The 23447-nt window shown below is 65.0% G+C and carries 23 protein-coding genes; 7 read left to right on the forward strand and 16 right to left on the reverse strand.

The genetic code is table 11. From position 1 onward, the window contains the following. Nucleotides 1-8: 8 nt before the first annotated feature. Nucleotides 9-1121: an agmatine deiminase gene (aguA, locus tag LU493_RS05030; RefSeq protein ID WP_275286700.1), complete on the forward strand. Its 1113-nt coding sequence runs from the start codon at nucleotides 9-11 to the stop codon at nucleotides 1119-1121. A 24-nt stretch (nucleotides 1122-1145) separates the two neighbouring features. Here the strand turns inward: aguA and LU493_RS05035 are convergent, their stop codons facing one another. After that, complete coding sequence (locus LU493_RS05035) at nucleotides 1146-1316, reverse strand: hypothetical protein (RefSeq protein ID WP_275286701.1); 171 nt, start codon at nucleotides 1314-1316, stop codon at nucleotides 1146-1148. Nucleotides 1317-1744: 428 nt separating this feature from the next. Between LU493_RS05035 and LU493_RS05040 the strand changes: the two genes are divergently transcribed. Together LU493_RS05040 and LU493_RS05045 are read left to right on the forward strand one after the other, a co-directional pair. Beyond that, nucleotides 1745-2758: an LLM class flavin-dependent oxidoreductase gene (locus LU493_RS05040; protein WP_275286702.1), complete on the forward strand. Its 1014-nt coding sequence runs from the start codon at nucleotides 1745-1747 to the stop codon at nucleotides 2756-2758. Nucleotides 2759-2835: 77 nt separating this feature from the next. Further along, a complete protein-coding gene (locus tag LU493_RS05045) occupies nucleotides 2836-3207 on the forward strand; it encodes a hypothetical protein (protein ID WP_275286703.1) in 372 nt (123 codons plus the stop codon). Nucleotides 3208-3250: 43 nt separating this feature from the next. Here the strand turns inward: LU493_RS05045 and salA are convergent, their stop codons facing one another. Further along, complete coding sequence (gene salA / locus LU493_RS05050; RefSeq protein ID WP_275286704.1) at nucleotides 3251-4561, reverse strand: salicylate 1-monooxygenase; 1311 nt, start codon at nucleotides 4559-4561, stop codon at nucleotides 3251-3253. 212 nt (nucleotides 4562-4773) lie between these two features. On the opposite strand from salA, the gene LU493_RS05055 reads away from it, so the two are divergent. Then, nucleotides 4774-5682, forward strand: a complete 909-nt coding sequence (locus LU493_RS05055; RefSeq protein ID WP_275286705.1) for a LysR family transcriptional regulator — start codon at nucleotides 4774-4776, stop codon at nucleotides 5680-5682. Between the two features lie 21 nt (nucleotides 5683-5703). Here the strand turns inward: LU493_RS05055 and LU493_RS05060 are convergent, their stop codons facing one another. From LU493_RS05060 to LU493_RS05100, 9 genes are all read right to left on the reverse strand, one after another. Then, nucleotides 5704-6909, reverse strand: a complete 1206-nt coding sequence (locus LU493_RS05060; RefSeq protein WP_275286706.1) for a benzoate/H(+) symporter BenE family transporter — start codon at nucleotides 6907-6909, stop codon at nucleotides 5704-5706. Nucleotides 6910-7033: 124 nt separating this feature from the next. After that, nucleotides 7034-8272: a benzoate/H(+) symporter BenE family transporter gene (locus LU493_RS05065; RefSeq protein ID WP_275286707.1), complete on the reverse strand. Its 1239-nt coding sequence runs from the start codon at nucleotides 8270-8272 to the stop codon at nucleotides 7034-7036. Between the two features lie 139 nt (nucleotides 8273-8411). Beyond that, nucleotides 8412-9212 (reverse strand): benzoate diol dehydrogenase BenD, encoded by an 801-nt coding sequence (benD, locus tag LU493_RS05070; RefSeq protein WP_275286708.1) that lies wholly within the window; start codon nucleotides 9210-9212, stop codon nucleotides 8412-8414. Further along, nucleotides 9209-10252, reverse strand: coding sequence for a benzoate 1,2-dioxygenase electron transfer component BenC (benC, locus tag LU493_RS05075; protein WP_275286709.1), 1044 nt, complete (start codon nucleotides 10250-10252; stop codon nucleotides 9209-9211). Before benC ends, benD begins: the two co-directional genes overlap by 4 nt. A gap of 48 nt (nucleotides 10253-10300) precedes the next feature. Next, nucleotides 10301-10792: a benzoate 1,2-dioxygenase small subunit gene (gene benB, locus LU493_RS05080; RefSeq protein ID WP_275286710.1), complete on the reverse strand. Its 492-nt coding sequence runs from the start codon at nucleotides 10790-10792 to the stop codon at nucleotides 10301-10303. 12 nt (nucleotides 10793-10804) lie between these two features. Then, complete coding sequence (locus LU493_RS05085) at nucleotides 10805-12184, reverse strand: Rieske 2Fe-2S domain-containing protein (protein ID WP_275286711.1); 1380 nt, start codon at nucleotides 12182-12184, stop codon at nucleotides 10805-10807. A gap of 57 nt (nucleotides 12185-12241) precedes the next feature. Continuing rightward, nucleotides 12242-13216, reverse strand: a complete 975-nt coding sequence (gene catA / locus LU493_RS05090) for a catechol 1,2-dioxygenase (protein ID WP_275286712.1) — start codon at nucleotides 13214-13216, stop codon at nucleotides 12242-12244. Between the two features lie 49 nt (nucleotides 13217-13265). Then, entirely contained in the window at nucleotides 13266-13556 is a 291-nt protein-coding gene (catC, locus tag LU493_RS05095) for a muconolactone Delta-isomerase (protein WP_275286713.1), read from the reverse strand. Nucleotides 13557-13598: 42 nt separating this feature from the next. Continuing rightward, nucleotides 13599-14720 carry a muconate/chloromuconate family cycloisomerase gene (locus tag LU493_RS05100; protein WP_275286714.1) on the reverse strand — a complete coding sequence of 374 codons (1122 nt, stop codon included), beginning with the start codon at nucleotides 14718-14720 and terminating at the stop codon, nucleotides 13599-13601. Nucleotides 14721-14827: 107 nt separating this feature from the next. On the opposite strand from LU493_RS05100, the gene LU493_RS05105 reads away from it, so the two are divergent. Next, nucleotides 14828-15730, forward strand: coding sequence for a LysR family transcriptional regulator (locus tag LU493_RS05105; protein WP_275286715.1), 903 nt, complete (start codon nucleotides 14828-14830; stop codon nucleotides 15728-15730). Here LU493_RS05105 and LU493_RS05110 read toward each other — a convergent pair whose 3' ends face one another. From LU493_RS05110 to pobA, 4 genes are all read right to left on the reverse strand, one after another. Further along, nucleotides 15731-16492, reverse strand: a complete 762-nt coding sequence (locus tag LU493_RS05110; protein ID WP_275286716.1) for an ion transporter — start codon at nucleotides 16490-16492, stop codon at nucleotides 15731-15733. It abuts the gene before it with no gap. Nucleotides 16493-16570: 78 nt separating this feature from the next. Beyond that, nucleotides 16571-17356: a M48 family metallopeptidase gene (locus tag LU493_RS05115; RefSeq protein ID WP_275286717.1), complete on the reverse strand. Its 786-nt coding sequence runs from the start codon at nucleotides 17354-17356 to the stop codon at nucleotides 16571-16573. Between the two features lie 59 nt (nucleotides 17357-17415). Beyond that, nucleotides 17416-18369, reverse strand: coding sequence for a Gfo/Idh/MocA family oxidoreductase (locus tag LU493_RS05120; protein ID WP_275286718.1), 954 nt, complete (start codon nucleotides 18367-18369; stop codon nucleotides 17416-17418). Nucleotides 18370-18443: 74 nt separating this feature from the next. Beyond that, complete coding sequence (gene pobA / locus LU493_RS05125; protein WP_275286719.1) at nucleotides 18444-19631, reverse strand: 4-hydroxybenzoate 3-monooxygenase; 1188 nt, start codon at nucleotides 19629-19631, stop codon at nucleotides 18444-18446. A 149-nt stretch (nucleotides 19632-19780) separates the two neighbouring features. Between pobA and LU493_RS05130 the strand changes: the two genes are divergently transcribed. Further along, nucleotides 19781-20695 carry a helix-turn-helix domain-containing protein gene (locus tag LU493_RS05130; RefSeq protein ID WP_275286720.1) on the forward strand — a complete coding sequence of 305 codons (915 nt, stop codon included), beginning with the start codon at nucleotides 19781-19783 and terminating at the stop codon, nucleotides 20693-20695. A gap of 236 nt (nucleotides 20696-20931) precedes the next feature. Then, the gene (locus tag LU493_RS05135) at nucleotides 20932-21840 is read left to right on the forward strand and encodes an MBL fold metallo-hydrolase (RefSeq protein ID WP_275286721.1); all 909 of its coding nucleotides are present in this window, start codon (nucleotides 20932-20934) and stop codon (nucleotides 21838-21840) included. Nucleotides 21841-21964: 124 nt separating this feature from the next. On the opposite strand, the gene LU493_RS05140 is transcribed toward LU493_RS05135, so the two are convergent. Further along, the gene (locus tag LU493_RS05140; RefSeq protein ID WP_275286722.1) at nucleotides 21965-23416 is read right to left on the reverse strand and encodes an aldehyde dehydrogenase; all 1452 of its coding nucleotides are present in this window, start codon (nucleotides 23414-23416) and stop codon (nucleotides 21965-21967) included. Between the last annotated feature and the right edge of the window lie 31 nt (nucleotides 23417-23447).

Consider the following 23447-nt stretch of genomic DNA (forward strand, 5'->3'; position numbering starts at 1 on the left):
GAGAGCCCATGACCACTCCGACATCCTCCGCGACGCCCGCCGCACTCGGTTTTTCCATGCCGGCCGAGTTCGCCCCCCACGAAGCCTGCTGGATGCTCTGGCCGCAGCGTCCCGACACCTGGCGCTACGGCGCCAAGCCGGCCCAGCAGGCCTTCGTCGAGGTCGCCACGGCCATCGCCGAGAGTGAAACCGTCTTCGTCGGCGTCAACGACGAGCAATACGAGAACGCCCGCAATCAGTTGCCCGACAGCGTCCGCGTGGTGGAGCTCTCCAGCAACGACGCCTGGATGCGCGACGTCGGTCCGACGTTCCTGACACATCCGGACGGCCGACTGGCCCTGGTGGACTGGGAGTTCAACGCCTGGGGCGGGCTCGAGGGCGGACTCTACTTCCCCTGGGACAAGGATCGTCGTATCCGCACCAAGATCGCCGAGATGCTCGGCGTGCCCCGCTTCGACGCCTCGGTCGTGCTGGAGGGCGGCGCCATTCACGTGGATGGCGAGGGCACGCTGATCACCACCGAGGAGTGCCTGCTCAATGCCAACCGCAACCCGGCCCTCTCCCGGGACGACATGGAGCAGGTCCTGCGCGATACCCTGGGCGTGGAGACCATCATCTGGCTGCCACAGGGCTGCTACCTGGACGAGACCGACGGCCACGTCGACAACCTGTGCTGCTTCGTCGCCCCCGGCGAAGTGGCCCTGAGCTGGACCGACGACCCGGCCGACCCCCAGTACGCCATCTCTCGAGAGGCGCTGGCCGTGCTGGAGAACGCCACCGACGCCCGTGGTCGATCGTTCAAGATTCACAGGCTCCCCCAACCGGGACCGCTGCACATCGGCGAGGACGAGGCCAACGGCATCGACCGTCTGAACCATTCGCACCCGCGACGCCCCGGCGACCGCATGGCCGGCTCCTACGTGAACTTCTACATCGGCAACTCGGTGGTGGTGATGCCGCTGCTCGACCCGGCACGGGACGACGAGGCCCGCGCCATCATCGAAGGGCTTTTCCCGACGCGACGCGTGATCGGCGTGCCGGCCCGCGAGATCCTGCTCGGCGGCGGCAACATCCACTGCATCACTCAGCAGCAGCCCCGGAGACATCGCGGTCAAGCGTGACGAAGTGAACGACAGCCACGGTCCTCATAGCGTCAGGTTGAGGATCAGCGCCGCCCCGCCTACCAGCAGGGCGGTGAGCACGGCGAGCGTCACGACCCTGTCCAGCCATCGGTCGAAACGGGCCCAACCGCACCGCAAACGTCGACTCGGCGCATGCCGCCGAGTCGCGCCGGTCCGCCTGCGAGTCCGCGACATCCCCGCCATTTTCCCTCCGACACCCTGAGCGCCCGCGGTAATCACCACGCGACCGTCTCCATCCATGTGGTCAATCTCGCCGTCCTGGCGAAGAAAAACGCCAATACCATGAGTATAAGTAAACGCACGCCGCATGCCATGCTTTACGTATACCTTGTCAGCATAATCGCACGCGCGTGACGACTCCCCCGATCGCCCTTCCCCATTGTTTCTTCCTGGCGTCGCCCTCACCTACAAAGAAAGCATGCTAATAAAATGCTGACTCCATCGCCGCGTGTCGCCAAGCGCAAGGCATCCGGAACACAGAAAGCGAGACATGACATGACGTCAGGCGAGCTTTCGACCGGGCTGGCGCACCAGCACCGCGTAACACAGCGATTAGCACACAGGCATTTACGCAGTATTTTCATGATTTTCTGGAGATCCCCATGCCCCGACTGGCCGACACGCCCCTCTCCGTTCTGGACCTGGCCCCGATCCGACAAGGCGGCAGTGCCGCCGACAGCTTCAATGAAAGCGTCGCGCTGGCTCGCCTGACCGAACGCCTTGGCTTCACGCGTTACTGGGTCGCCGAGCACCACAGCATCGATGGCATCGCCAGCGCCGCCACCGCCGTGTTGATCGGACACCTGGCGGGACAGACCTCGCACATCCGCGTGGGCAGCGGTGGTATCATGCTACCCAATCACCCGCCTCTGGTGATCGCCGAACAGTTCGGTACCCTGGAGACCCTCTATCCGGGCCGCATCGATCTCGGCCTCGGGCGTGCCCCGGGCTCCGACGGCGCCACCATGGCGGCCATGCGCCGTGACCCGCGCGCCGGCGTGGACGATTTCCCCCAGCGCCTCGAGGAGCTGCGCGGCTTCCTCGACGACGAGCGGGCCAACCAGCGTGTGCGCGCCATCCCCGGGCAAGGCACCAGAGTGCCCCTCTGGCTGCTCGGTTCCAGCGACTACAGCGCGCGACTGGCCGCCCGTGAAGGCCTGCCCTTCGCCTTCGCCGCCCAGTTCGCCCCCGCCCAGTTGCACGACGCCCTGCGGCTATATCGCGACAACTTCCAGCCGTCTTCGGTACTGGACGCGCCCTATGCCATGGTCGGCCTGCCGGTGGTTGCCGCCGACGACGATGACCGGGCGGAGTTTCTCGCCTCGACGGCACGCCAGAAGTTTCTCGGCATGATACGTGGCCGCCGCACCCGAGCCCTGCCGCCGGTGGAGCAGCTCGACTGGTCGCCCCTGGAACAGGCACAGGTCGAGCAGTTCTTCGGTGCCGCCGTGATCGGTGGCCCACAGCGCGTGCGCGACGGCCTGGAAGGCTTTCTGGAAAGCACCGGAGCGGATGAGCTGATGATCCACACCGATGTCTACGCACAGGAGGATCGGCTGCGCAGCTACGACATCCTCGGCGAGCTCTGGCAGACTGGACGTACGGAACCTTCTTGATGCGCTGCTTGCCCAAGCAGGAACAGTCATCCACGGCGTGATCGCCCGACCGGGCGATCCGCCTCTATGGAGCCTTCATGTCCGACTCCAATGATCCGCGCAACAACGCCGCCTGGCGCGCCGCACAACAATGGCAGCAGCGTGCTCGTCAGGCCAGGCCCGGCGGCCATGTCAGCGGCATCAAGCTGCTGTTCACCTGGTTGTTCTTTGGCGTGATGATGATCATCGGCACCGTGATCGGCCTGGTCTTCCTGCTGATCGGCTGGGCCATGCTGCCTTTCCTTCGACGCCGCATGAAAAAGCGCATGGAGGCAATGCGCGCCGATCAGGCCCAGGATATCGGCGGCGGGCAAGCTTACCGAGAGCCCCGCTCCGGCGATGGCCGGGCGCGGGACCACCAGGTGCTCGAAGGTGACTACGAGACCCGCGACGACCGCTCGAATTCCTGAGTCGCATCGCCCAGCCAGCGGGACAGTGGTGATGGGGTCGGGATCAGGCTGAACGCCTGTACTCCCAGCCCAACCGGCAACGCGCCGCCGTCACGTCATCACGCGGATCGTGATTCCAGAGCCAGTCGAAGCGCCGCTCCAGGTCGGCGGAGAGACGAACCTCGTCGGCACCAATCTCCTCCCCACAGTACTCGTAGAGTTCTCCGGCCTCGCGGGACGTCACCTGGACGCGACAGGCACGGGCATGCCGCACCGCCTCGAAGGCCGACAGCACGGTCGCGGCACCGTCGCGGTCGCAGGCCGGGTCGCCCAACAGGCTGGCCAGCACGTAGGCATCCTCCAGCGCCTGGCCGGCCCCGGCACCCTGATGGGGCAGCATGGCGTGGGCGGCATCGCCCACGATCAGCACCCGGTCGCGGGCGTAGCGCGGCAATTCGGGCAACTCGTGCAGAGCCCAGCGGGTCGGATGATCAATGCAGCCCAGGATGGCCTTCGAAGCGGCGCCCCAGCCAGGGAAGTCGTCGAGCATCGCCTGCTGACTCACTTCCACGACCCAGGGCGCGCCCTCCGGCAGCCGCGGCTCGGGGCTGGAACGATCGGTGATGAAGGCCACCACGTTGATCAACGCCGCCTGCTTCACCGGGAAGGTCAGGATATGCCGATCGGGCCCCAGGTACATCTGCGGCACCATGGCCAGCCGCTCGTCACAGCCCGCCTCGACTATCGCCCGACGCAGCCGTTCGGTGGGTACCAGGCCGCGATAGGCCTGGGTCCCGCTCCAGCGCGGCCCGACCTCGCCGTAGTCCGCTACCGGCAGCACGTGCTCGCGCACCGCCGATTTGATGCCGTCATAGCCGATCAGCAGGTCGCCGCGGAACTCGCTGTCATCCTCGAAGCGCACGCAGACGCCCTCGGCGTCCTGCGCCACCGTCCGGCAGCGCTTGCCGAAGTGCGCGATGCCCTCGGGCAGGTGAGCCACGATAGCATTCAGGAAGTCGGCACGATGGACCGAGGACTGCCCGCAGCCGGCCGCCAGCGAGGCGGTCAGATAGGCTTCGTCCCGGCCACGCCTCCACTCGAACCAGACGTCCTCAAAGGGCGCTGGCGAGGCATCGGCGATGCGCCGATAGGCCGTCTCCAGGCCGAGCAGCGAGATGGCCCGCACCGCATTGGGGCCGAAGGAAACCCCGGCGCCGATCTCCGAGAAGCGTTCGGCGGCCTCGAAAAGGTGGACCTCGAGGTCCGGCTGTCGGGAGAGTGCCACGGCGAGGGCTACGCCCCCGATGCCGCCGCCGACGATACCGATGCGAAGACGCGGGTCACGGGGAGTCGAGGTGGTCGTATCTGCCTGCATGATCGCTGCTCCTGTCCAAAGAAGGTGACGTGGCATCACGCTAGGCGCTCTCCGATATGACTCACAACGAAGTGCCTTTCATTCCTCGGATAAACGGCATTAATATCTAGAAAAACCAGTGTATTACCGACGCCTCCGGGAGCCGCCCTCGACCTTTGTCTAGGCCAGTGCCCACGGGGCGCCGCCCCGACATCGACGGAGACAGGCCCGGCATGCGCAAGCTCTCGGAGATCGATACCAATCTGCTGGTGGTGTTCGACCTGCTCTACCGGCACCGCAACACCCAGCGGGTCGCCGAGCAACTCGGCCTGACCCAGCCGGCGATCAGTCATGCACTGAATCGCCTGCGCAAGCTGCTGGGCGATCAGCTCTTCGAGCGCACCTCGCGTGGCCTGATGCCCACCCCCTATGCCACTCGGATCCACGAGCCGATCACCCGGGCCCTGGCCGGCCTGCAGGAGGCCCTCAACCTGAGTCACGACTTCGATCCCGCCACCAGCCGGCGTACCTTCCAGGTCGCCATGAGCGACATCGGCGAGCTCTATTTTCTGCCCCGGTTGATGTCACGGCTGGCCGAGCAGGCCCCCCACGTCTCGCTTTGTACCGTGCGCAGCGATCTCGGCGAGCTGGCGCATGACATGGAGGAAGGCCACGTAGATCTGGCGGTGGGGCTGATCCCGCAGTTGGGGGCCGGTTTCTACCAGCAGCGACTGTTCGTGCAGCGCTACGTCTGCCTGATGCGGGAGGATCACCCCTTGGCGCAGGGGGAATTTTCCATGGAAGACTTCGTCGCGACCCGCCACCTCGTGGTGGAGGCCAAGGGCACCGGGCACGGCCGGATCGAGGAGCTGCTGGCCAAGGGCGGCATCGTCAGGCCGGTGCAGCTTCGGCTGCCGCATTTCGTGGCCGTGCCCTACATCGTCAGCGGCACCGACCTGGTCGTCACCGTCACCGACAAGCTGGCCGAGGCCACCGCGTCACGCTTCGGGCTACACGCCATGCCGCACCCGGTGAGCCTGCCCGAGGTGCCGATCAACCTGTTCTGGCACCGCCGCTTCCATCAGGATGCCGGCAATCGCTGGCTGCGGCGACTGATCCACGAGATGTTCGCCGAGGGCTGAACGGTCCGGCACCCTTGGCGTTCATCGGGCGCCGTCGGACGTCCGCACCGCCTCGTCCCTAGCGGTGAAGCGGCGATGCAGGACATTGTAGGCGATGGCGCCGACCACCACGCCCCAGAAGGCCGAACCCAGGCCCAGGAAGCTGACACCCGAGGCAGTGGCGAGGAAGGTGATCACCGAGGCCTCGAGATGGTCCTTGCGGGCGGCGAAGGCGCTGACGTTGCTGGCGATGGCGCCGATCAGCGCCAACCCCGCCAGAACCGCCACGAACTCGCCGGGCAGCGAGGTGAACAGCAGCACGATGGTGCCGGCGAAGGTGCCACCGATCAGATAGAAGACGCCGTTGGCGATCCCCGCCACATAGCGCCTGTCACGATCCGGGTGCGCTTCTTCGCTGGTGCAGATCGCCGCGGTGATCGCCGCAATCACCGTGGTGATGCCACCGAAGCAGGCGGTAGCCAGCGACGTCAGGCTGGCCACGGTGACGATCGGACGGGCCGGGGTGTGGTAACCGGAGGTGCGCAGGATCGCCATGCCCGGCAGGAACTGCCCGGTCAGGCTGACCAGCACCAGCGGGATCGCCAGGCCGAGCGTGCCCTGCCAGGTCCATTCGGGCCGAATGAAGGTCGGCGAGGCCAGCTGCACGGTGACGCCCTCGAGGCTCGCCCCCTCCAGGGCCACGGCCAGGCCGACACCGACGATAAGCAGCCACACCAGGCAGTAGCGCGGCGTCAGGCGCTTGAACACCAGATAGGCCAGCAGCATGCCGATCATCAGCGCCGGTACCGTGGCCAGCGACTCGAAGACCCCGACCCCGAACTGGAACAGGATGCCCGCCATCATGGCACTGGCGATCCCGGGCGGGATCAGTTGAATGATGCGGTCGAAGGTGCCGCTCACGCCGATCACCAGGATCACCGCCGCCGCGGTGAGATAAGCGCCCACCGCCTCGTTGAGGGACAACTCGGGGAACAGCGTCACCAGCAGCGCCGTCCCCGGCGCTGACCAGGCCGTCACCACCGGCACCCGGAGCCACAGGCTGAGCCCGATGCCAGAGACGGCGGCCCCCATCGAGATCGCCCAGACCCAGGATGTCATCATGGCGTTCGACACCTCGGCACTCTGGGCAGCCTGGAAGAAGATGGCCAACGGCCCGGCATAGGAGACCAGCACCGCCACGAAACCGGCGGTGACGGCGGGGATCGACCAATCCTTGAAGCGTCGCATGGCGAGTTCCTCGAGATGACAAACGCGGTGGCGCCGAACCGGCGACACCGCAGAAGAAAAAAGGCCCGTGCTGACGGGCAACGACGGGCCAACGGAGAACCATATACCGCTCGATGCCCCGCCGTCAGGCGCTGGGCTCGTGGGCGACCCGGCGAATGAACTCGAAGTCCTTGGTCTCGAAGAGCAGCGAGATGAGCACCCCCAGCACCAAGGCCCAGAAGGAAGAACCGATGTCCAGGATCTGCAGCCCGGAGGCGGCGATCAGGAAGGAGAACAGCCCTCCCATCTCGTGCTTGCCGGAGAAGGCCATGTGCATCGCCGAGGTAATCACCTTGAGCAGAGCCAGACCGGCGACGATGGCCACGAAGTAGGACGGCATCGCCTCGATCAGGTTGATGACAAAACCGTAGAAGGGAGCCGCCACCATGAAGATGGCCCCGGCGATCACCGCCGCCACCCAGCGCTTGTCCAGCTTGCCGGACTCGGGGGAGGAACAGATACCGGTCATCGGCGCGGCGATACAGGTGCTGTGCAGGTTGAAGAAGGCCGAGATCATGGTGCCCAAACCGCCCACGGCAGTGATGGCATTGGCTGGCACTTCCTTGTAGCCCATGCCCTTGACCAGCCCCACGCCCGCGGGCGTCTCCATACCGATCAGAATCAACGCCAGCGGCAGGCCGTAGGCCAGGAAGGCCTCCAGGGTGAACTCGGGAGCGATGAACTCGGGGAAGTTCACCGAGAACTCGACGCCGGAAAAATCGATACCGGCATAGCTCATGTAAGCAATGCCGGCCAGCATGGCCACGATCAGCGGCGGCACCCGGCGCAGAAAGCGCGCCGACAGGAAGAAGGCCAGAATCATGATGGCCGCCGGCAGGAGGGCGTTCTCCAGCGGTTCCACCATGTTGAGGCCGAACTTGAGCAGGATGCCGCCAACCATGCCCATGACGATCGGCATGGGAATCAGCTTCATGACGATGCCCATCACCCCGGCGAGCCCGGCCACCAGCGCAATGGCTCCGGCGATCAGCGAGGCGCCAAGCGCTGCCTCCACGCCGACCACGGGAATGATCGAGGCGAACAGCAGCGCGCCGGGAATGGAGTTGGCCATCGGCAGCGGCAGTCGATAGTAGGCGGGCATGAGCAGCCCGAACAGGCCATTGATCAGCAGGTAACTGATGACCCAGATCATGATGAAGTGGGGGTCGAGGCCCGCGGCGGTCCCGGCACCCACATGGATCACGCTGGCACTGATGCCGAAGATACCGGCCACGACGCCCGCACTGGCGTTGTCGACGTTGAGATCGCGGATGAAGTCAGCCGGCGCATGCCGCAGGCTGACCCCCTTCTCGATATGTTTCATGCTGTACTCCGGATGTTGTTGTCATTGATATCGGGGGCTGTCGGAGACCGCCCCTGCCGGGGCGGCGTTTGGCTTTGCTGGCGTTAGCTGGTTGGCCTTGACTGAAAAGTCACCGAGCGCAGGCCCTTTTCAGCGAGGCCTAGCCGAGGTCTCCCCCGGCCACCGGCAACACGCTGCCGGTGATATAGCTGGCCTCGTCCGAGGCCATGAACAGGATCGGAGCAGCCATCTCGTCCAGGGTGCCGTAGCGACCGAACAGGCAGCTCTGCTCGGTCTGGTCGATATGCGCCTGGAACCAGGCCTGCTCCGTCTCGTTGCGCGGCTCCGGGGTGCCCCGGGAGATGCGCCGCGGTGGCGCCTCGGTGCCGCCGGGGGCAGTGGCCACCACGCGGATGCCGTGCTCGGCATATTCGAAGGCCAGCGAGGCGGTCATGGCGTTGACCCCGCCCTTGGCCGCCGAGTACGGAATGCGGTGAATGCCACGGGTCGCCGCCGAGGAGACGTTGACGATCACCCCGCCGCCCTGCTCGACCATGACCGGCAGGACCGCACGGCAGCACCAGAGCGTCGGCATCAGCGATCGGGTGATCTCGGCCGAGACCTCGGTGGGGGTGAACTCGGTGAACGGCTTGAAGTTGATCGCTCCACCCACATTGTTGACCAGGATGTCGATCCGGCCGAAGTACGCGCGGGCCTCGGCCATGGCGCGCTCGGCGCCCTCGAAGGCCTCCAGGTCGGCCTGCAGGGCGATGGCGTCGATGCCCTCGGCCGCAAGCTCGTCCGCCACCTCCCGGACGAGATCGGCGCGATCCACCAGTGCCAGACGAGCCCCCTCGGCAGCGGCGCGCTCGGCGACGCGCCGGCCGATGCCCTGAGCGGCGCCGGTGATCACCATCACCCGGTCCTGAAAGCGCGACCCATCGAAACGTAGCGCACTCATGCAGCCTCCCCGGGCGCCTGGTTGGGGGTGAACTTCTCGTAGTGGAAGCTCTGCGGCGCGATGCCCTGCTCGTCGAAGTGCTTGAGCACGGCGTCGACCATCGGCGGCGGCCCGCACAGGTAGACGTCGACGTCGCCATCGTGGAGCACTTCGGCATCCATGTGGTGGGTGACGTACCCCTTGCGCGGATGCTCACTTGCCTCGTCCACCACCACGGTGGTGTAGGTGAAGCTCGGCAGCCGCTCCTTGAGGGCATCCAGGGCGTCGGTCTTGACCAGGTGATCGTCCTGGTTGACGCCGTAGATCAGGTGGATCGGCTGATCACAGCCCTGCCCGCCTTCCCGCTTATGGGCCATTTGCTCGAGCATCGACAGAAAGGGCGCCAGGCCGGTACCGCCGGCCAGCATCAGCACCGGCCGGGTGATCTCGCGCAGATAGAAGCTGCCCATCGGCCCGGTCAGGGCGAGGCGCTCGCCGGGCTTGCAACGGTCGGTCAGGTAGCCGCTCATCAGGCCATTCGGCACATTGCGGATCAGGAAGCTGACCCTCGAGTCGCCCGGCCGGGAGCTGAAGGAATAGGAGCGATGTTCGCCGGTACCGGGCACATCGATATGGATATACTGACCGGGCAGGAATGCCAGCTCGGCGCCATCTTCCAGATCGATGGAGAGCTCGATGCTGTCCTCGGAAAGCGATTCGACGGACGTCACGGTTCCCTCGACCTTGCCCACCGCTGTCTTGCACAGACGAGAGGCGACCGGCACCTCAATGACGCAGTCGGAGGACGGCACCATCTGACAGGTCAGCACCTGCCCCTCGGCGGCCTCCTCGTCGGACAGTGCCTCTTCCAGGTATTCGTCGCCCATGTCGAAGCCGCCTTGCTCGCAATGCCCCTTGCAGGTGCCGCAGACACCGTCGGAGCAGTCCATCGGCAGATTGACTTTCTGCCGGTAGGCGGCGTCGAGCACGGTCTCCCCTTCATGGCAGCCGATGAAGCGGGTCACCCCGTCTTCGAAGTTGAGGGCAATGGTATAGCTCATGGTCGTTCTCCTCCCCACCGGTCCAGCGACGCAGTCAGCATGACCCGGTCAGATGTGGTAGACGTCGATGACCTGGTGGATGTAGTCATTGTTCAGGATCACTTTCTTGCGGGTGATCAGCGGCGTTTCCCCCGACACGTCCAGGGTGTAGAAGGAGGCACCGAAGAACTGGTTGGTCTGCTGGTAGCGGTGGCTCAGGGTGTGCCAGTTGAAGCGCAGCTCCACCGCGTCGCCGTCCTGGCTCAGCACCTCCAGGTTGCTGATCAGGTGGGTGGTGCGCGGCTCGGGAATGCTGGTCGCCCCGCTGCGCTCGGTCTTGATCCGATAGACACGGTCCTCGAGCCCCTCCCGGTTCGGGTAGTAGATCAGCGAGATCTCGGACTGCGGGTCCTCGGTCAGCCGGTCGTCGTCGTCCCAGGCCGGCATCCAGAACTCCGCATCCTGGTGGTAGCACTCGAGCCAGTCATCCCACTGGCGGTCGTCGAGCAGGCGCGCCTCGCGGTGCACGAAAGCCTGAATATCCTCGAATGTGATGTTCATGATGCTCTCTCCTTATGCCGACTCGCTGACGGACTCGGTTGAAATAAACCGGCCGCGTTCACGATCGATGGCGCGCAGCATTTCCTCGACCCAGTGCTTGTGGTGCAGCACATAGAGCCCTTCGTCTTCCGGCGAGGCCCCGCTCAACAGTGGTTTCATGTCGATCGCCCGGGCGTTGTCGTCGGCGCCCTCGATCCACTGTCTGGCGCCACGCGACAGGTCGTTCCACTCGGCGTCCAGGCCCTGATAGCCGTTCTGACAGGCGCGGAACTCTTCCAGGTCGTCCGGCGTGCCCATGCCCGAGACGTTGAAGAAGTCCTCGTACTGACGGATGCGCACGCGGCGACTCTCGGCCGACTCGCCCTTGGGCGCGAAGCAGTAGATGGTGACCTCGCTCTTGTCCACGGCCAGCGGGCGGACCACCCGGATCTGGGTGGAGAACTGATCCATCAGATAGACATTGGGATAGAGGCACAGATTGCGGGTCTGGTTGACGATGGAATCGGCCCGCGCCTCGCCGAGCTGCTCCTCGATCCAGTCCTTCTGGGTATAGACGGGGCGCACCTCGGGATTGAGCAGGCGCGTCCACAGCATCATGTGGCCATTCTCGTAGGAGTAGAACCCGCCCTGGCTCTTCGACCAGCCGTCGGCATCCACCGCCTGAGTGCCGCCGGCATCATAGTTGCGACGATCCATGGTCGAGGCATAGTTCCAGTGCACGGTGCTGACGTGGTAACCGTCGGCACCGTTTTCCGCGCCCAGCTTCCAGTTGCCGTTGAAGGTATACGAGGAGGTGCCCCGCAGGATCTCCAGGCCTTCCGGCGCCTGGTCGACGATGTTGTCGATGATCTTTGTGGTCTCGCCCAGATACTCCTCCAGCGGCATCACGTCGGCACTCAGGCTGCCGAACAGGAAGCCCTTGTAGTTCTCGAACACCGGCAGGCGCTTGAGATCGTGGGAACCGTCCTGCTTGAAAGCATCCGGGTAGGCACCGGTCTTCTCGTTCTTGGCCTTGAGCAGGCGGCCATCGTTCTTGAAGGTCCAGCCGTGGAAGGGACAGGTGAAGGTGCCCTTGTTGCCGCGCTTCTTGCGGCACAGGGTGGCGCCGCGATGGGCACAGGCGTTGATCAGGGCGTGCAGCTCGCCGGCCTTGTCGCGGGTGATGATCACTGGCTGGCGGCCCAGGGTGACGGTCATGTAGTCGCCGGGCTCACTGATCTGGCTCTCGTGGGCCAGGAACAGCCAGTTGCCCTCGAAGACGTGTTTCATCTCGAGTTCGAAGAACTCGGGGTCGGTGAAGATGCTGCGATGCACGCGGAAGATGCCGGCCTCGGCGTCGTCGACGACGGCACCGCGGACTCGCTTCTCGAGCTGGTCAAGCTTGCTGGTCATGATCGGATTCCTCGCGGTTGTCATGGGGGCAGGGAAGCGGGGACGGTGCGGGTCGCCTCAGACCTTGGCGCTGCCCGCCAACTGACTGGCCCGATCCTGCTCGTTCTCCTTGGCACGCGGGCGGGCATGGCGATGCTGCAACGCCTGGTCGTCGGTCGCCGACAGCTCGACGTCGAACACCACCTCGGTGAAGGCCCCCTCCAGGCCACGCCGACTCGCCTCGGCGGCATCTTCGATGCGCTGGCCCTCGACCACCAGCTCCTCGCGGGTGGCAAAGGCGAAGTCGTCATAGGTGTAGGGGTCGCCGGCCAGGTTGATCTGCGTCGTCAGGTGCTGGTGGCCCAGCGCCGAAATGAAGTAGTGGATATGCGCCGGGCGCTCGCCATGACGTCCGAGCGACTTGAGCACCCGGTCGGTCGGCGCGCCTTCCGGAACGCCGTAGCCGGAGGGGATAATGCTCTGTGCGGTATAGCGCCCCTCGGCATCGGTGACGATGGTGCGACGCAGGTTGTATTCGCTCTGGGTCGGATCGAAGAAGGAGTAACCGCCCCTGGAATCGGCATGCCAGATCTCGACCTTGGCGCCAGCGATCGGCTGACCGTCGGTATCACGTACCTGACCGGTCAGCCACATGGTTTCCCCGTCCTGGTCCTTGCCGTCATCCATTCGCGCGAAGCCTTCCGCCTCCGGGGCACCGGCCACGTAGAGCGGCCCCTCGATGGTACGCGGCGTGCCGCCGGTGCGCCGGGCCTCGGCATCGATGGCGTCCTGACGCATGTCCAGGTAGTGATCGAACCCCAGACCCGGCGACAGCAGCCCGAACTGGGTCTCACCACCCAGGGCGTTGAGCAGGCTGACCGTGGACCAGTACTCCTCGGGCGTGACGTCGAAGTCGTCGATCAGCTTGTAGAGGTCGGACAACAGGCGATGCATGATCCGCTTGGCGCGGTCATTGCCTTCGGCCTGTTCGAGACCGCTGACGGCCTTCAGGAAGTTCTGAACCTCGGGGGTGTCGAAGATGGTAACGCTCATGATGTGTTCTCCTCGTCATTGTCGTTTTTCTTGTGGTGATACCGCCGGCTCAGCGGTCGTCGTCGCGGACCGACGATGGATGGCGGCACAGCGGTGTCACACTGATGGCCATGTAGGGAAACAACGGCAGGTTCGAGACGAGATCCTGCAGTTCGGCGTTGTCGTCGACATCGAAGATGCTGACGTTCGAGTAGCTGCCGGCGACCCGCCATAGATGACGCCACTTGCCGGCCCGCTGAAGCTCCTGGGAATAGGCCTTCTCGGTGGCCTTGATCTCGGCGGCCCGCTCGGCCGGCATATCCGGCGGCAGCTTCACGGTCATTTCCACTTGAAACAGCATGTCTCTCCTCCGATTCTCATGGCGGCTTGAAACGGGGCCCATTCACGCCGGACGGGCGTAGTGGGCGAGCTTGTCTTCGTCGAGGGTGATGCCGAGCCCGGGGCCGGACGGCAGGTCGACACCGAATTCGTGGTAGCGAAGCGGCGTGGTCACGATGTCGTCCTTGAGCAGCAGGGGACCGAACATCTCGGTGCCCCAGCGCAACTCGCCCAGGGTCGACCAGGCGTGCAGCGAGGCAGCGGTGCCGATGGTGCCCTCGAGCATGGTGCCGCCGTAGAGACCAAGGCCGGCCGCCCGGGCCACCTCCGCCAGCGCCAGGGCGCCACGTGGCCCGGCCGACTTGGCGATCTTCAGGGCAACGGCACCGCTGAAACCCGCTATCGCCAGCGTCATGCCATCGCGGGCATCAGCCACGGCCTCGTCGGCCAGCACCGGCACCCGGAAGCGCTCGGCCAGGCGAACCAGACCGTCGTGGTCCCGAGCCGGGATGGGTTGTTCGATCAGCTCGACACCGGCGTCCTGCAGAGCGGCGATGCCGCGCACTGCGGAGGCCTCGTCCCAGGCCTGATTGACATCGACCCGTACGCCGGCCCGATCCCCCAGTGCCGCCTTGATGGCCGCCACATGGCGCACGTCCGCATCCACGGTGTTGGCACCGATCTTGAGCTTGAAGTCGCCATGGCGACGGTCGTCGAGTCGCTGCTCGGCCTCATCGATATCCTTGTGGGTATCGCCACTGGCCAGGGTCCAGAGCACCGGCAGGTGAGCGTGGCGGCTGCCCCCCAGCAAGGTGGACAGCGACACGCCCAGCCGCTTGCCCTGGGCATCGAGGAGCGCGGTCTCGAGAGCCGACTTGGCAATGGCATTGCCGCGTGCCTGGCCATCCAGCCGGGCACGCAGCCGGTTGACGGCATCGGAGGCTTCGCCGATCAGCAGCGGTGCCAGGTAGGTATCGATATTGAGCTTGATGCTTTCCGGACTCTCGGGACCATAGCTCAGCCCCCCGATGGTGGTGCCCTCGCCCAGGCCCTCGATGCCGTCGGAATGGCGCATGCGCACGATGACCAGCGTCTGGCAGGCCATGGTGGCCATCGACAGCTTGTGCGGTCGGATAGTCGGCAGGTCGACCAGCAAGGTCTCGATGGACTCGATCACGGCGGACATGTGGGCTCCCGATGCAAAACCAGACTGAAGGTGTAGGGCGCAGTCTGATTGCGCGTCGTACGGGGAACCAATATGGTTTGAGTGCCCAGCCATACCCTGGAGGTATCATGGAGCTACGCCATCTTCGCTATTTCTGCATCGCGGCCGAGGAGCTGAACATGACGCGAGCGGCCGCCAGGCTGCATATGGCGCAACCCCCTTTGACCCGACAAATCAACCAGTTGGAATCGGAACTCGGCGCCAGGTTATTCGAGCGTGGCGCGCGTGGGCTGACCCTGACGGCGGCTGGCCAGTTCTTCCATGAGCATGCCCTGCAGATACTGGAAAAGGTCGACACCACGGTGACCGCCACTCGGCGCATCGCCCGCAGCCATCGCGAGCTGTTCGGCATCGGCTTCGTGCCATCGTTGTTCTACGGGCAGCTACCACTGCTGGTACGCGGTTTGCGACAAAAGGATGACGTGGAGTTGACCCTGGTCGAACTGACATCGATCCAGCAGGTCCAGGCGCTCAAGGCGGGACGCATCGACATCGGTTTCGGACGCCTGCGCATCGACGACCCCGAGGTCGAGCAGGAGATACTCTTCGAGGAACCCTTGATGGTCGCCATGCCTCATGGCCATCCCCTGGAAGGCACCACGCCGAGCATGGCGGAACTGGCCGACTATCCACTGATCCTGTTCCCGGCCACACCGCGCCCGAGCATGGCCGACACAGTGCTGGGGATGTTCCGTCGACGCGGCCTGAAGGCCCAGATCGCTCAGGAGGCCAACGAGATGCAGACGGCCCTCGGCCTGGTGGTCTCGGGCCTGGGCATCACCCTGGTCCCCGAGCAGGTCAAGCGCCAGCAGCGAGACGGCATCAGCTACGCCTACCTCGCCGAACGCCATATCACCACACCGATCATCTGCAGTCGGCGCAAGGGCGAGCCCCCCTCGTCGGTCATGCAGCAAGCCAACGCCATTCTGGAGGTTCTGGTGGAAAATCGCCGGACCGGACGCTACCCCTGATCAACGCTCGTCGGGAGGCGAATCACGCGCCTCGCGCAGGGCCGCGACTTCCTGGCGAAGCGCCTGGATCTCGCCATACAGGTCGCGGATCAACTCACGACTGGCGCGGTGCTGACGGGCATTCTCGTCGTCCTGTTCCTCGACGAACAACGAGCCGACGTAGGCGGCGAAACTGCCGAACATGCCGACCCCGGCGACCATCAACATGGCCGCCACGACGCGCCCCAGGGTCGTGATCGGATAGTAGTCGCCATAGCCCACGGTGGTGACCGTGACGAAAGCCCACCACAGGGCTTCCTCGGCGGTATCAATGCTGCTTTCCGGGTTAGGGCCTTCCACCATCAGGATCGTCATGGACCCGAAGGCCACCAGCAGCAGGGTCGCCGTCGTGACCGAAACGAAAAACCCCTTCGCACGGTTGCGGAACAGCAGTCGCCAGATCATGTGCAGCGACTTGATCGCCCGCAGCAGGCGAATGACCTGAACCACCCGCACCAGGCGACCGGCGAACAGCCAGCCAGCAGGAATGCTGGCCACCAGGTCGATCCAGCCCCAGCGCATGAAGCGCCACTTGTTGCGCGCGGCTCGAAACCGGATGCAGAAATCGGCGAAGAAGAACACACAGACGAGCAGGTCGATATAGTGCAGCAGGCGCGACATCTCGGGCGAAAGCGTGAACAGCACGTCCACCGCCAGGGCACCGAGCACATAGATCGACAGCACCAGGATCAGTAACTGGAAGGGGGATAGACGATCATCCATGGACGGCTACCGGGTTGCGAAGACAGGCCCTCGCCACCTTACCCGGCCATGCCCGGCTTGTCGCCCTGAAGGAGAGTGTCACGAGCAGGACGAGGGAGCCGCCGTTTCACGGATGCCTTGTGCCTCCGGCAGGTGCTCCTGCAACAGCTCGATGCGCGACTCATGCGCCGGATGGGTCGACAGGAATTCCGGGGGCTGGCTGCCCCCGGCGGCGGCCATGTTGCGCCACAGCGATACGCTCTGGGCAGGATCGAAGCCCGCCTCGGCCATGATCATCAGGCCCATCAGATCGGCCTCTTCCTCATGGGTGCGACTGAAGGGCAAGGCGATACCCAGTCGCGCCCCGATACCCAGTGCACGCTGCAACGGCTCCTGGGCAAGCTCACCCTCGCCGAGCAGGTCGACCAGCAGCAGCGCCGACTTGATGCCCAGTTGCTGGGTCATGCGCTCGTTACCGTGATCGGCCAGCACATGCCCGATTTCGTGCCCGATCACCGCCGCCAGCTGTGACGGCGACTCGGCCACCCTCAACAGGCCGGCATGCACGCCGATGCGGCCACCCGGCAAGGCGAAGGCATTGGACGACGACCGATCGAATACTGCCACTTCCCATTCATCGGGCATGTCCACCTGCGGGTAATGGCGTCGCGCGGCGGCTACCAGTTCCCGAGCGATGCACTCCACTTGCCGATGGGTCGCGGACGCGGAGGCGATCGGCCCTTGCTGTCGCATCTGTTCGAAGGCATCCGCCCCCATCCGCGACATCAACGCCTCGGGCACCAGTGCCAGTTGCTGACGACCGGTGGGCGTCTGATCGCAGCCGGCCAGAAGCACCCCCAGCAGGAGAGCCAACCATACTCGCATCACGCTTCCTCGACTCACGGTAAGGGCCGGACCGGTCCCCGATATGCGACATGATCTCCCTATTCGGTCGACGATGTCACGCATCGCTGCAGTCGATCGAGCAGCCGCATCGCCGGCAGGCAACGGCCGAAAGAGGCCTCGGGTTCTCGGTCCTCCAGGATGGCGTCGATGAACTCCCGGTCCTGATCCGTGAAGCCGTTGCCGGGCAGTACGATCGCCTCGCCCCGATGATCCTCGAGCTCGTCGCGGAAGGCCCGGAAGGTGTCTTCTTCGCCGATGTAGCGATAGAAGCCACCGAAAGGACCGCGGTTGTTGAAGGACAACGCCAGGGTCGCCAGCACACCACGGCGCGAACGCAGCCCGATGCTCATGTCCATGGGGATGCCGAGCTTGGGGTGATCCGGCCCCTGGCTCCCACAGACCTCGAGTTCGACATCATCGAGCAGCCAGGCAAAGAGATCGATGCTGTGGCAAGCGTGGTGCCACAGCAGGTTATCCACCCAGCGCCGTGGCTGGCCTTGCATGTTGAGGTTCTCGCGGCGGAAGAAGTAGGTCTCCGAGACCAGGTGCTGAAGGTGGAATTCGCCGGCGACCAGGCGCCGCTTGAGTTCGCGATGCGGCGCATTGAAGCGCCGTGTGTGGGCCACCATGCAGACCTTGCCGGAGGCCTCGGCCCGGGCGGTGATGCGCTCGGCGTCGGCAAGGCTCAAGGCCATGGGGATCTCGCACAGCAGATGCTTGCCGGCAGCGATGACCCGCTCGGCCTGCTCCGCGTGAAGGTGACTGGGCGTCGCCAGGATCACCGCATCGAGGTCCTCCCGAGCCAGGGCGCCATCGAGATCCAGGCTTACCTCGGGAATCTCCCACTCGCCGGCGAAGGCACGGGCATCGGCATCCTCGCCGCCGACCAGGCAGGCCACTTCCACGCCAGGGACCTCGTCGAGGGCCCTCATGTGAACGCCGGCGATACCGCCCTCGCCGGCCAGCAACAGACGCAACGGTCGCTCACTCATGGTCTTCTCCCTGCACGAATCTCGAGCGCGTGATCCCAGAGGCACCCCTCCGCAGAAGGCCAGCCGCCCATGACCTACTCCAGAGACTCGTAGGGCAGCCCCACATAGTTCTCCGCGATGGTGGTCAGGCCCGCCTCGGACCCGGTCACATAATCGAGCTCGGCCTGCTGCATGCGGCTGCCGAAATCTTCCTCGTCGGAGAACTTGTGCAACATCGAGGTCATCCACCAGGAGAAACGCTCGGCCTTCCAGATGCGCTTGAGACAAGTCTCGGAATAGCGCGGAATCAGGTCGGTACGCCCCTCCCGATAGACCTTGACCATCAACCGGTAGAGCGTATTCACGTCACTGGCCGCGAGATTGAGCCCCTTGGCCCCGGTGGGCGGCACGATATGCGCGGCGTCGCCGACCAGGAAGAGGCGGCCGTATTGCATGGGCTCGACCACGAAACTGCGCAACGGCGCGATGCTCTTCTCCAGCGAGGAGCCGGTGATCAGCTTCGCCGCCACGTCCTCGGGAACACGACGCTTGAATTCTTCCCAGAAGCGCTCGTCCGACCAGTCCTCGACCTTCTCCTCCAGCGGCACCTGAAGGTAATAGCGGCTGCGGGTCTCGGACCGCATGCTGCATAGCGCGAAGCCACGCTCGTGGCGGGCATAGATCAACTCGTCGGCGACCGGCGGCGTATCGGACAGCAACCCCAGCCAGCCGAAGGGGTAGACGCGCTCGAACTCCTTGATGCGGTCCGCGGGGATCGACTGGCGTGACACGCCATGATACCCATCGCAGCCCGCCACATAGTCGCAATCGAGGCGATGCGTTTCACCATGCTTGTCGACGAAGGTGACGTAGGGACGGTCGGTCTCGAGGTCGTGGGGCTGCACCTGGTCGACTTCGTAGCGCGTCTTGCCGCCGTTGGCCTCGCGGGCCTCCATCAGGTCACGGGTCACCTCGGTCTGGCCATAGACCATTACCTGCTTGCCGCCGGTCAGGCCGGCCAGGTCGATGCGTACCCGGCGGTTGTCGAAGGCCAGCTCGACCCCGTCATGGGGCAGACCCTCGGCATCCATCCGCTCGTCCACACCGGCCTCGCGCAGCAGGTCGACCATACCCTGCTCCAGCACCCCGGCGCGAATGCGGCTGAGCACGTAGTCTCCCGAACGGCGTTCGAGGATGACATTGTCGATGCCCTGACGCTGCAGCAACTGTCCCAGCAACAGGCCCGAAGGCCCGGCACCGATGATGGCGACCTGTGTCTTCATGGGAGTCCTCCCCGGCAATCATGGATGATTCAATGAATTGCATTTTTCAATGAAAACACTGTCCATATAAGGCAATATCCACATCATCACTTGGACATTCACGGCATTGACTGCCTACATTGGTCGTAGAGCCACCATCAGGATGCCCCATGCCCGATTCTCTCGTGCCCGTCTTCCAGCTCTACGGCGAGACACGCCGGTGGCCGACGCCCGACCTGTTGCACTGCGAGTCGATTCCCGAGCGCAGCCGCCGCCATGACTGGCGTATTCGCCCCCATCGCCATGCCGACCTCTGTCACCTCCTGCATCTCGCCGATGGCCGGGTAGCCCTGGAACTGGAAGGCGGTGGCCGATCACTCGAGGCCCCGCAGTTGATCGTGGTGCCGGCCATGAGTATCCATGGCTTTCACTTCTCGCCGGATACCCAGGGCCACATCATCACCCTGTCACGCCCGCTGGTCGAAAAGCTGCAAGGGCGCCTGGCCGGCCAGGCCGGCGTACTGGCGAGGGCCAACTCCCATGCGCTGAGCGCGACGCGCCATCATGAGCGCATCGCCACCCTGGTCACCCAGATCGACGACGAGTATCGCCATCCGGCCCTGGGACGCACGCACCTGCTGGAAGCCCTGGTGGAAGCACTGACCATCGAGGTGGCAAGACTGTCCGAGTCGGCCTCCCGCCGGCCCCCGACCCGTGCGCGCCCTCGCCAGCGGGACAAGGCTCGGGAACATCTGCAGGCCTATCAGGCCCTGATCGAAGCGCAGTTCAGCCAGCAGCCCAGCATCGAGTGCTTCGCCGAACAGCTGGGCCTGACCAGCGCCCACCTGAACCTGCTCTGCCGACGCCTGGCCGGTCGCAGTGCGCTGCAGTTGCTTCATGAACGGCTGTTGCTGGAAGCCAAGCGCCAGCTCACCTACACCAACATGACCGTCGGCGAGGTCGCCGAGGGCCTGGGGTTTTCCGAACCAGCCTATTTCACGCGCTTCTTCAAGCGGCTCACGGGGCTGCCACCCAAGGACTTTCGACGACGTCAAGGCGATGGCGCTTCCCCGGACATATCATGAGAGCCCCGCTCTTCTTCCCGCCACCTACCAGGCTGCCCGCGAGTCGCTTCCCGGATGATCCGTGATCCCTCACGGCGCCGCTCATCGAGGCGCCGCCCCACACGTTCGTCGAATTGCATGCCACTTCATGGTTGCTAGGCTTCTGATCGAATAACAAACAATAGTTCGCATTGAGAACAGAATGTACTGTCGTGCCCATCCCTCACCCTGAGCGCTTTCTCCAGAAGGAACAGCACATGAAGAAACGTATCCTCCCGCTGGTACTGCTCGGTCTATCGGCGACCGCATCTCACGCGGCACTCGCGAACACTCAAGTGGTGATGCTGGGAACCGGAACCCCTGTTCCCGATGGAGAGCGGGCGGGGTCGAGCATTGCGGTCATCCACGATGACGAGGCTTATGTCTTCGATATCGGCGCTGGTGCCGTGGAACGGGCGACCCAGGCGGCCGAGCGATTCGATATCGAGCCGCTGAGCCCCATCAACATCGACCACCTGTTCCTGACCCACCTGCACAGCGACCACATCCTGGACTTCCCGGAGCTGCTCGGCACCTACTGGTGGCGACGTGCCGACCAGCTTCAGGTCTTCGGCCCCGAAGGCACCCAGGCGATGAGCGAAGGCGCCTATACCATGCTGGCCGACGACACCGAGACTCGCCTGAAGGACAAGAGTCCGGTGACCAATCCCGATGCGGCCTACGCCGATGTCACGGAAATCACCGCCCCCGGCACCGTGTTCAAGCAGGACGATATCCAGGTCGAGGCCTTCCCCGTTTCTCACGGCGACTGGGACAAGGCCTATGGCTACAAGGTCACGACGCCCGACAAGACCATCGTCATTTCCGGCGACACGTCGCTCAACGACGAGGTTCAGCGCCAGGCTGAAGATGCCGATATCCTGATTCACGAGGTCATCAGCCGCCGCGGTTGGGAGGAACTTCCTGAGCAGTGGCAGGCCTATCACCAGTATGCCCACACCCTGACCGATGAGCTCGCCGGGCTCGCGGGCGCGGCCGAGCCGGACCAGCTGGTGCTATACCATGTTCTGCATTACGGAGCGCCGATCGAGTCGGTTCTCGACGAGGTGCAAGCACAGTACGATGGCAAGGTGGCTCTCGCCGATGACCTCGACATCTTCCGATGAGGCGCCGTTTTCCACACGATCATGAGAGAACGCCATGACCGAGCGCCGTTCTCGACAGGCGCTCGGTGCCACCATTGCCGCCGCCATGCCAGCCGCGTGACGGCGGCAACGTGTTGCCTCGTACTCAGATCGGATAGTGGCGCGGCCCGAGCTGGACCGTCATCCAGCGCAGATCGGTGAACTCTTCGATCCCCGCCTTGCCGCCGAAGCGTCCATGGCCGCTGGCCTTGACGCCCCCGAACGGCATCTGCGGCTCGTCGTGTACCGTCGGCGCATTGATGTGGCAGATCCCGGAGCGGATACGCCCTGCGAGCTTCAGAGCCCGAGCGGTATCGCGGCTGAAGACGGCCGCCGAGAGCCCGTATTCGCTGTCGTTGGCCACGCGCAGGGCCTCTTCCTCGCCGTCGACACGGATGACCGCCACCACGGGCCCGAAGGATTCCTCGGCGTAGAGCCGCATCCCGGACGTCACCCTGTCGACCACGGTGGCGGGCATGATCACGCCTTCCGACTTGCCACCGGCCGCGAGGCGAGCTCCCCGAGTCACCGCATCGTCGAGCATGCCATTGAGCTTTTCTCCGATACCGGCATCGATCAGGGTGCCAAGCTCGTTGCCCTCCTTGCGCGGGTCTCCCGCCTTCAGCGCCGAGGCCCGGGCAGCCAGCTTCTCGACGAAGGCATCGGCCACCGAACCATCCACGATGAGACGCTCGGTGGACATGCAGATCTGCCCCTGATTGAAGAAGGCACCAAAGATCGCCGCATCCACCGCGGCATCCAGGTCGGCATCGTCCAGCACCAGAAAAGGGGCCTTGCCACCGAGCTCCAGCAACACCGGCTTGAGGTGAGTCGCGGCCTTCTCGGCGATGATCCGCCCGACCCCGGTGGAGCCGGTGAAGTTGATCCGGGCCACGGCCGGATGGGCGATCAAGGTCTCCACGACCTCGGCGGCATCCGACGGGTCATTGGTAATGAGGTTGACCTCGCCATCGCCGAAACCCGCCTGCTGCAGGGTCTCGACGATCAAGTGATGCGTGGCGGGACATTGTTCCGATGCCTTGAGGATGACACTGTTGCCGCACGCCAGAGGGGTGGCGATGGCGCGAGTGCCCAGGATGATCGGCGCATTCCAGGGTGCAATGCCCACGACCACACCGCAGGGCACCCGCACCCCCATGGCGAGGCTATCCGGCACGTTCGAAGGAATCACATCGCCCTGAACCTGGGTCGTCAGGGCCGCCGCCTCACGCAGCATGCCAACCGCGACCGAGACGTTGAAACCGGCCCAGCCGGGAGTCGCCCCGGTTTCGTCCACCATGTGCTCGACGAACGCCGACTGGCGAGCCTCCATCAGCTCGGCTGCCTTGAGCAGCTTGAGACGCCGCTCCTCGGGACCGCTCCGAGAACAGGTCTCGAAGGCCCGCCCCGCCGCATCGGCAGCATCCCGAGCATCCTGGACACTCGCCGCCGCGGCACGGGTCACCACATGCCCGGCCAGGGGATTGGCGCGTTCGACAGTGGCATGATTCGATGCGGGGCACGACTGCCCCCCGATCAAGAGTTCGAGAGACGTCATCGTCTGGACTCCTCGTCGTCGGAAGGGAGAG

The organism is Halomonas elongata (genome assembly GCF_029081005.1).
Classification (GTDB): Bacteria; Pseudomonadota; Gammaproteobacteria; order Pseudomonadales; family Halomonadaceae; genus Halomonas; species Halomonas elongata_B.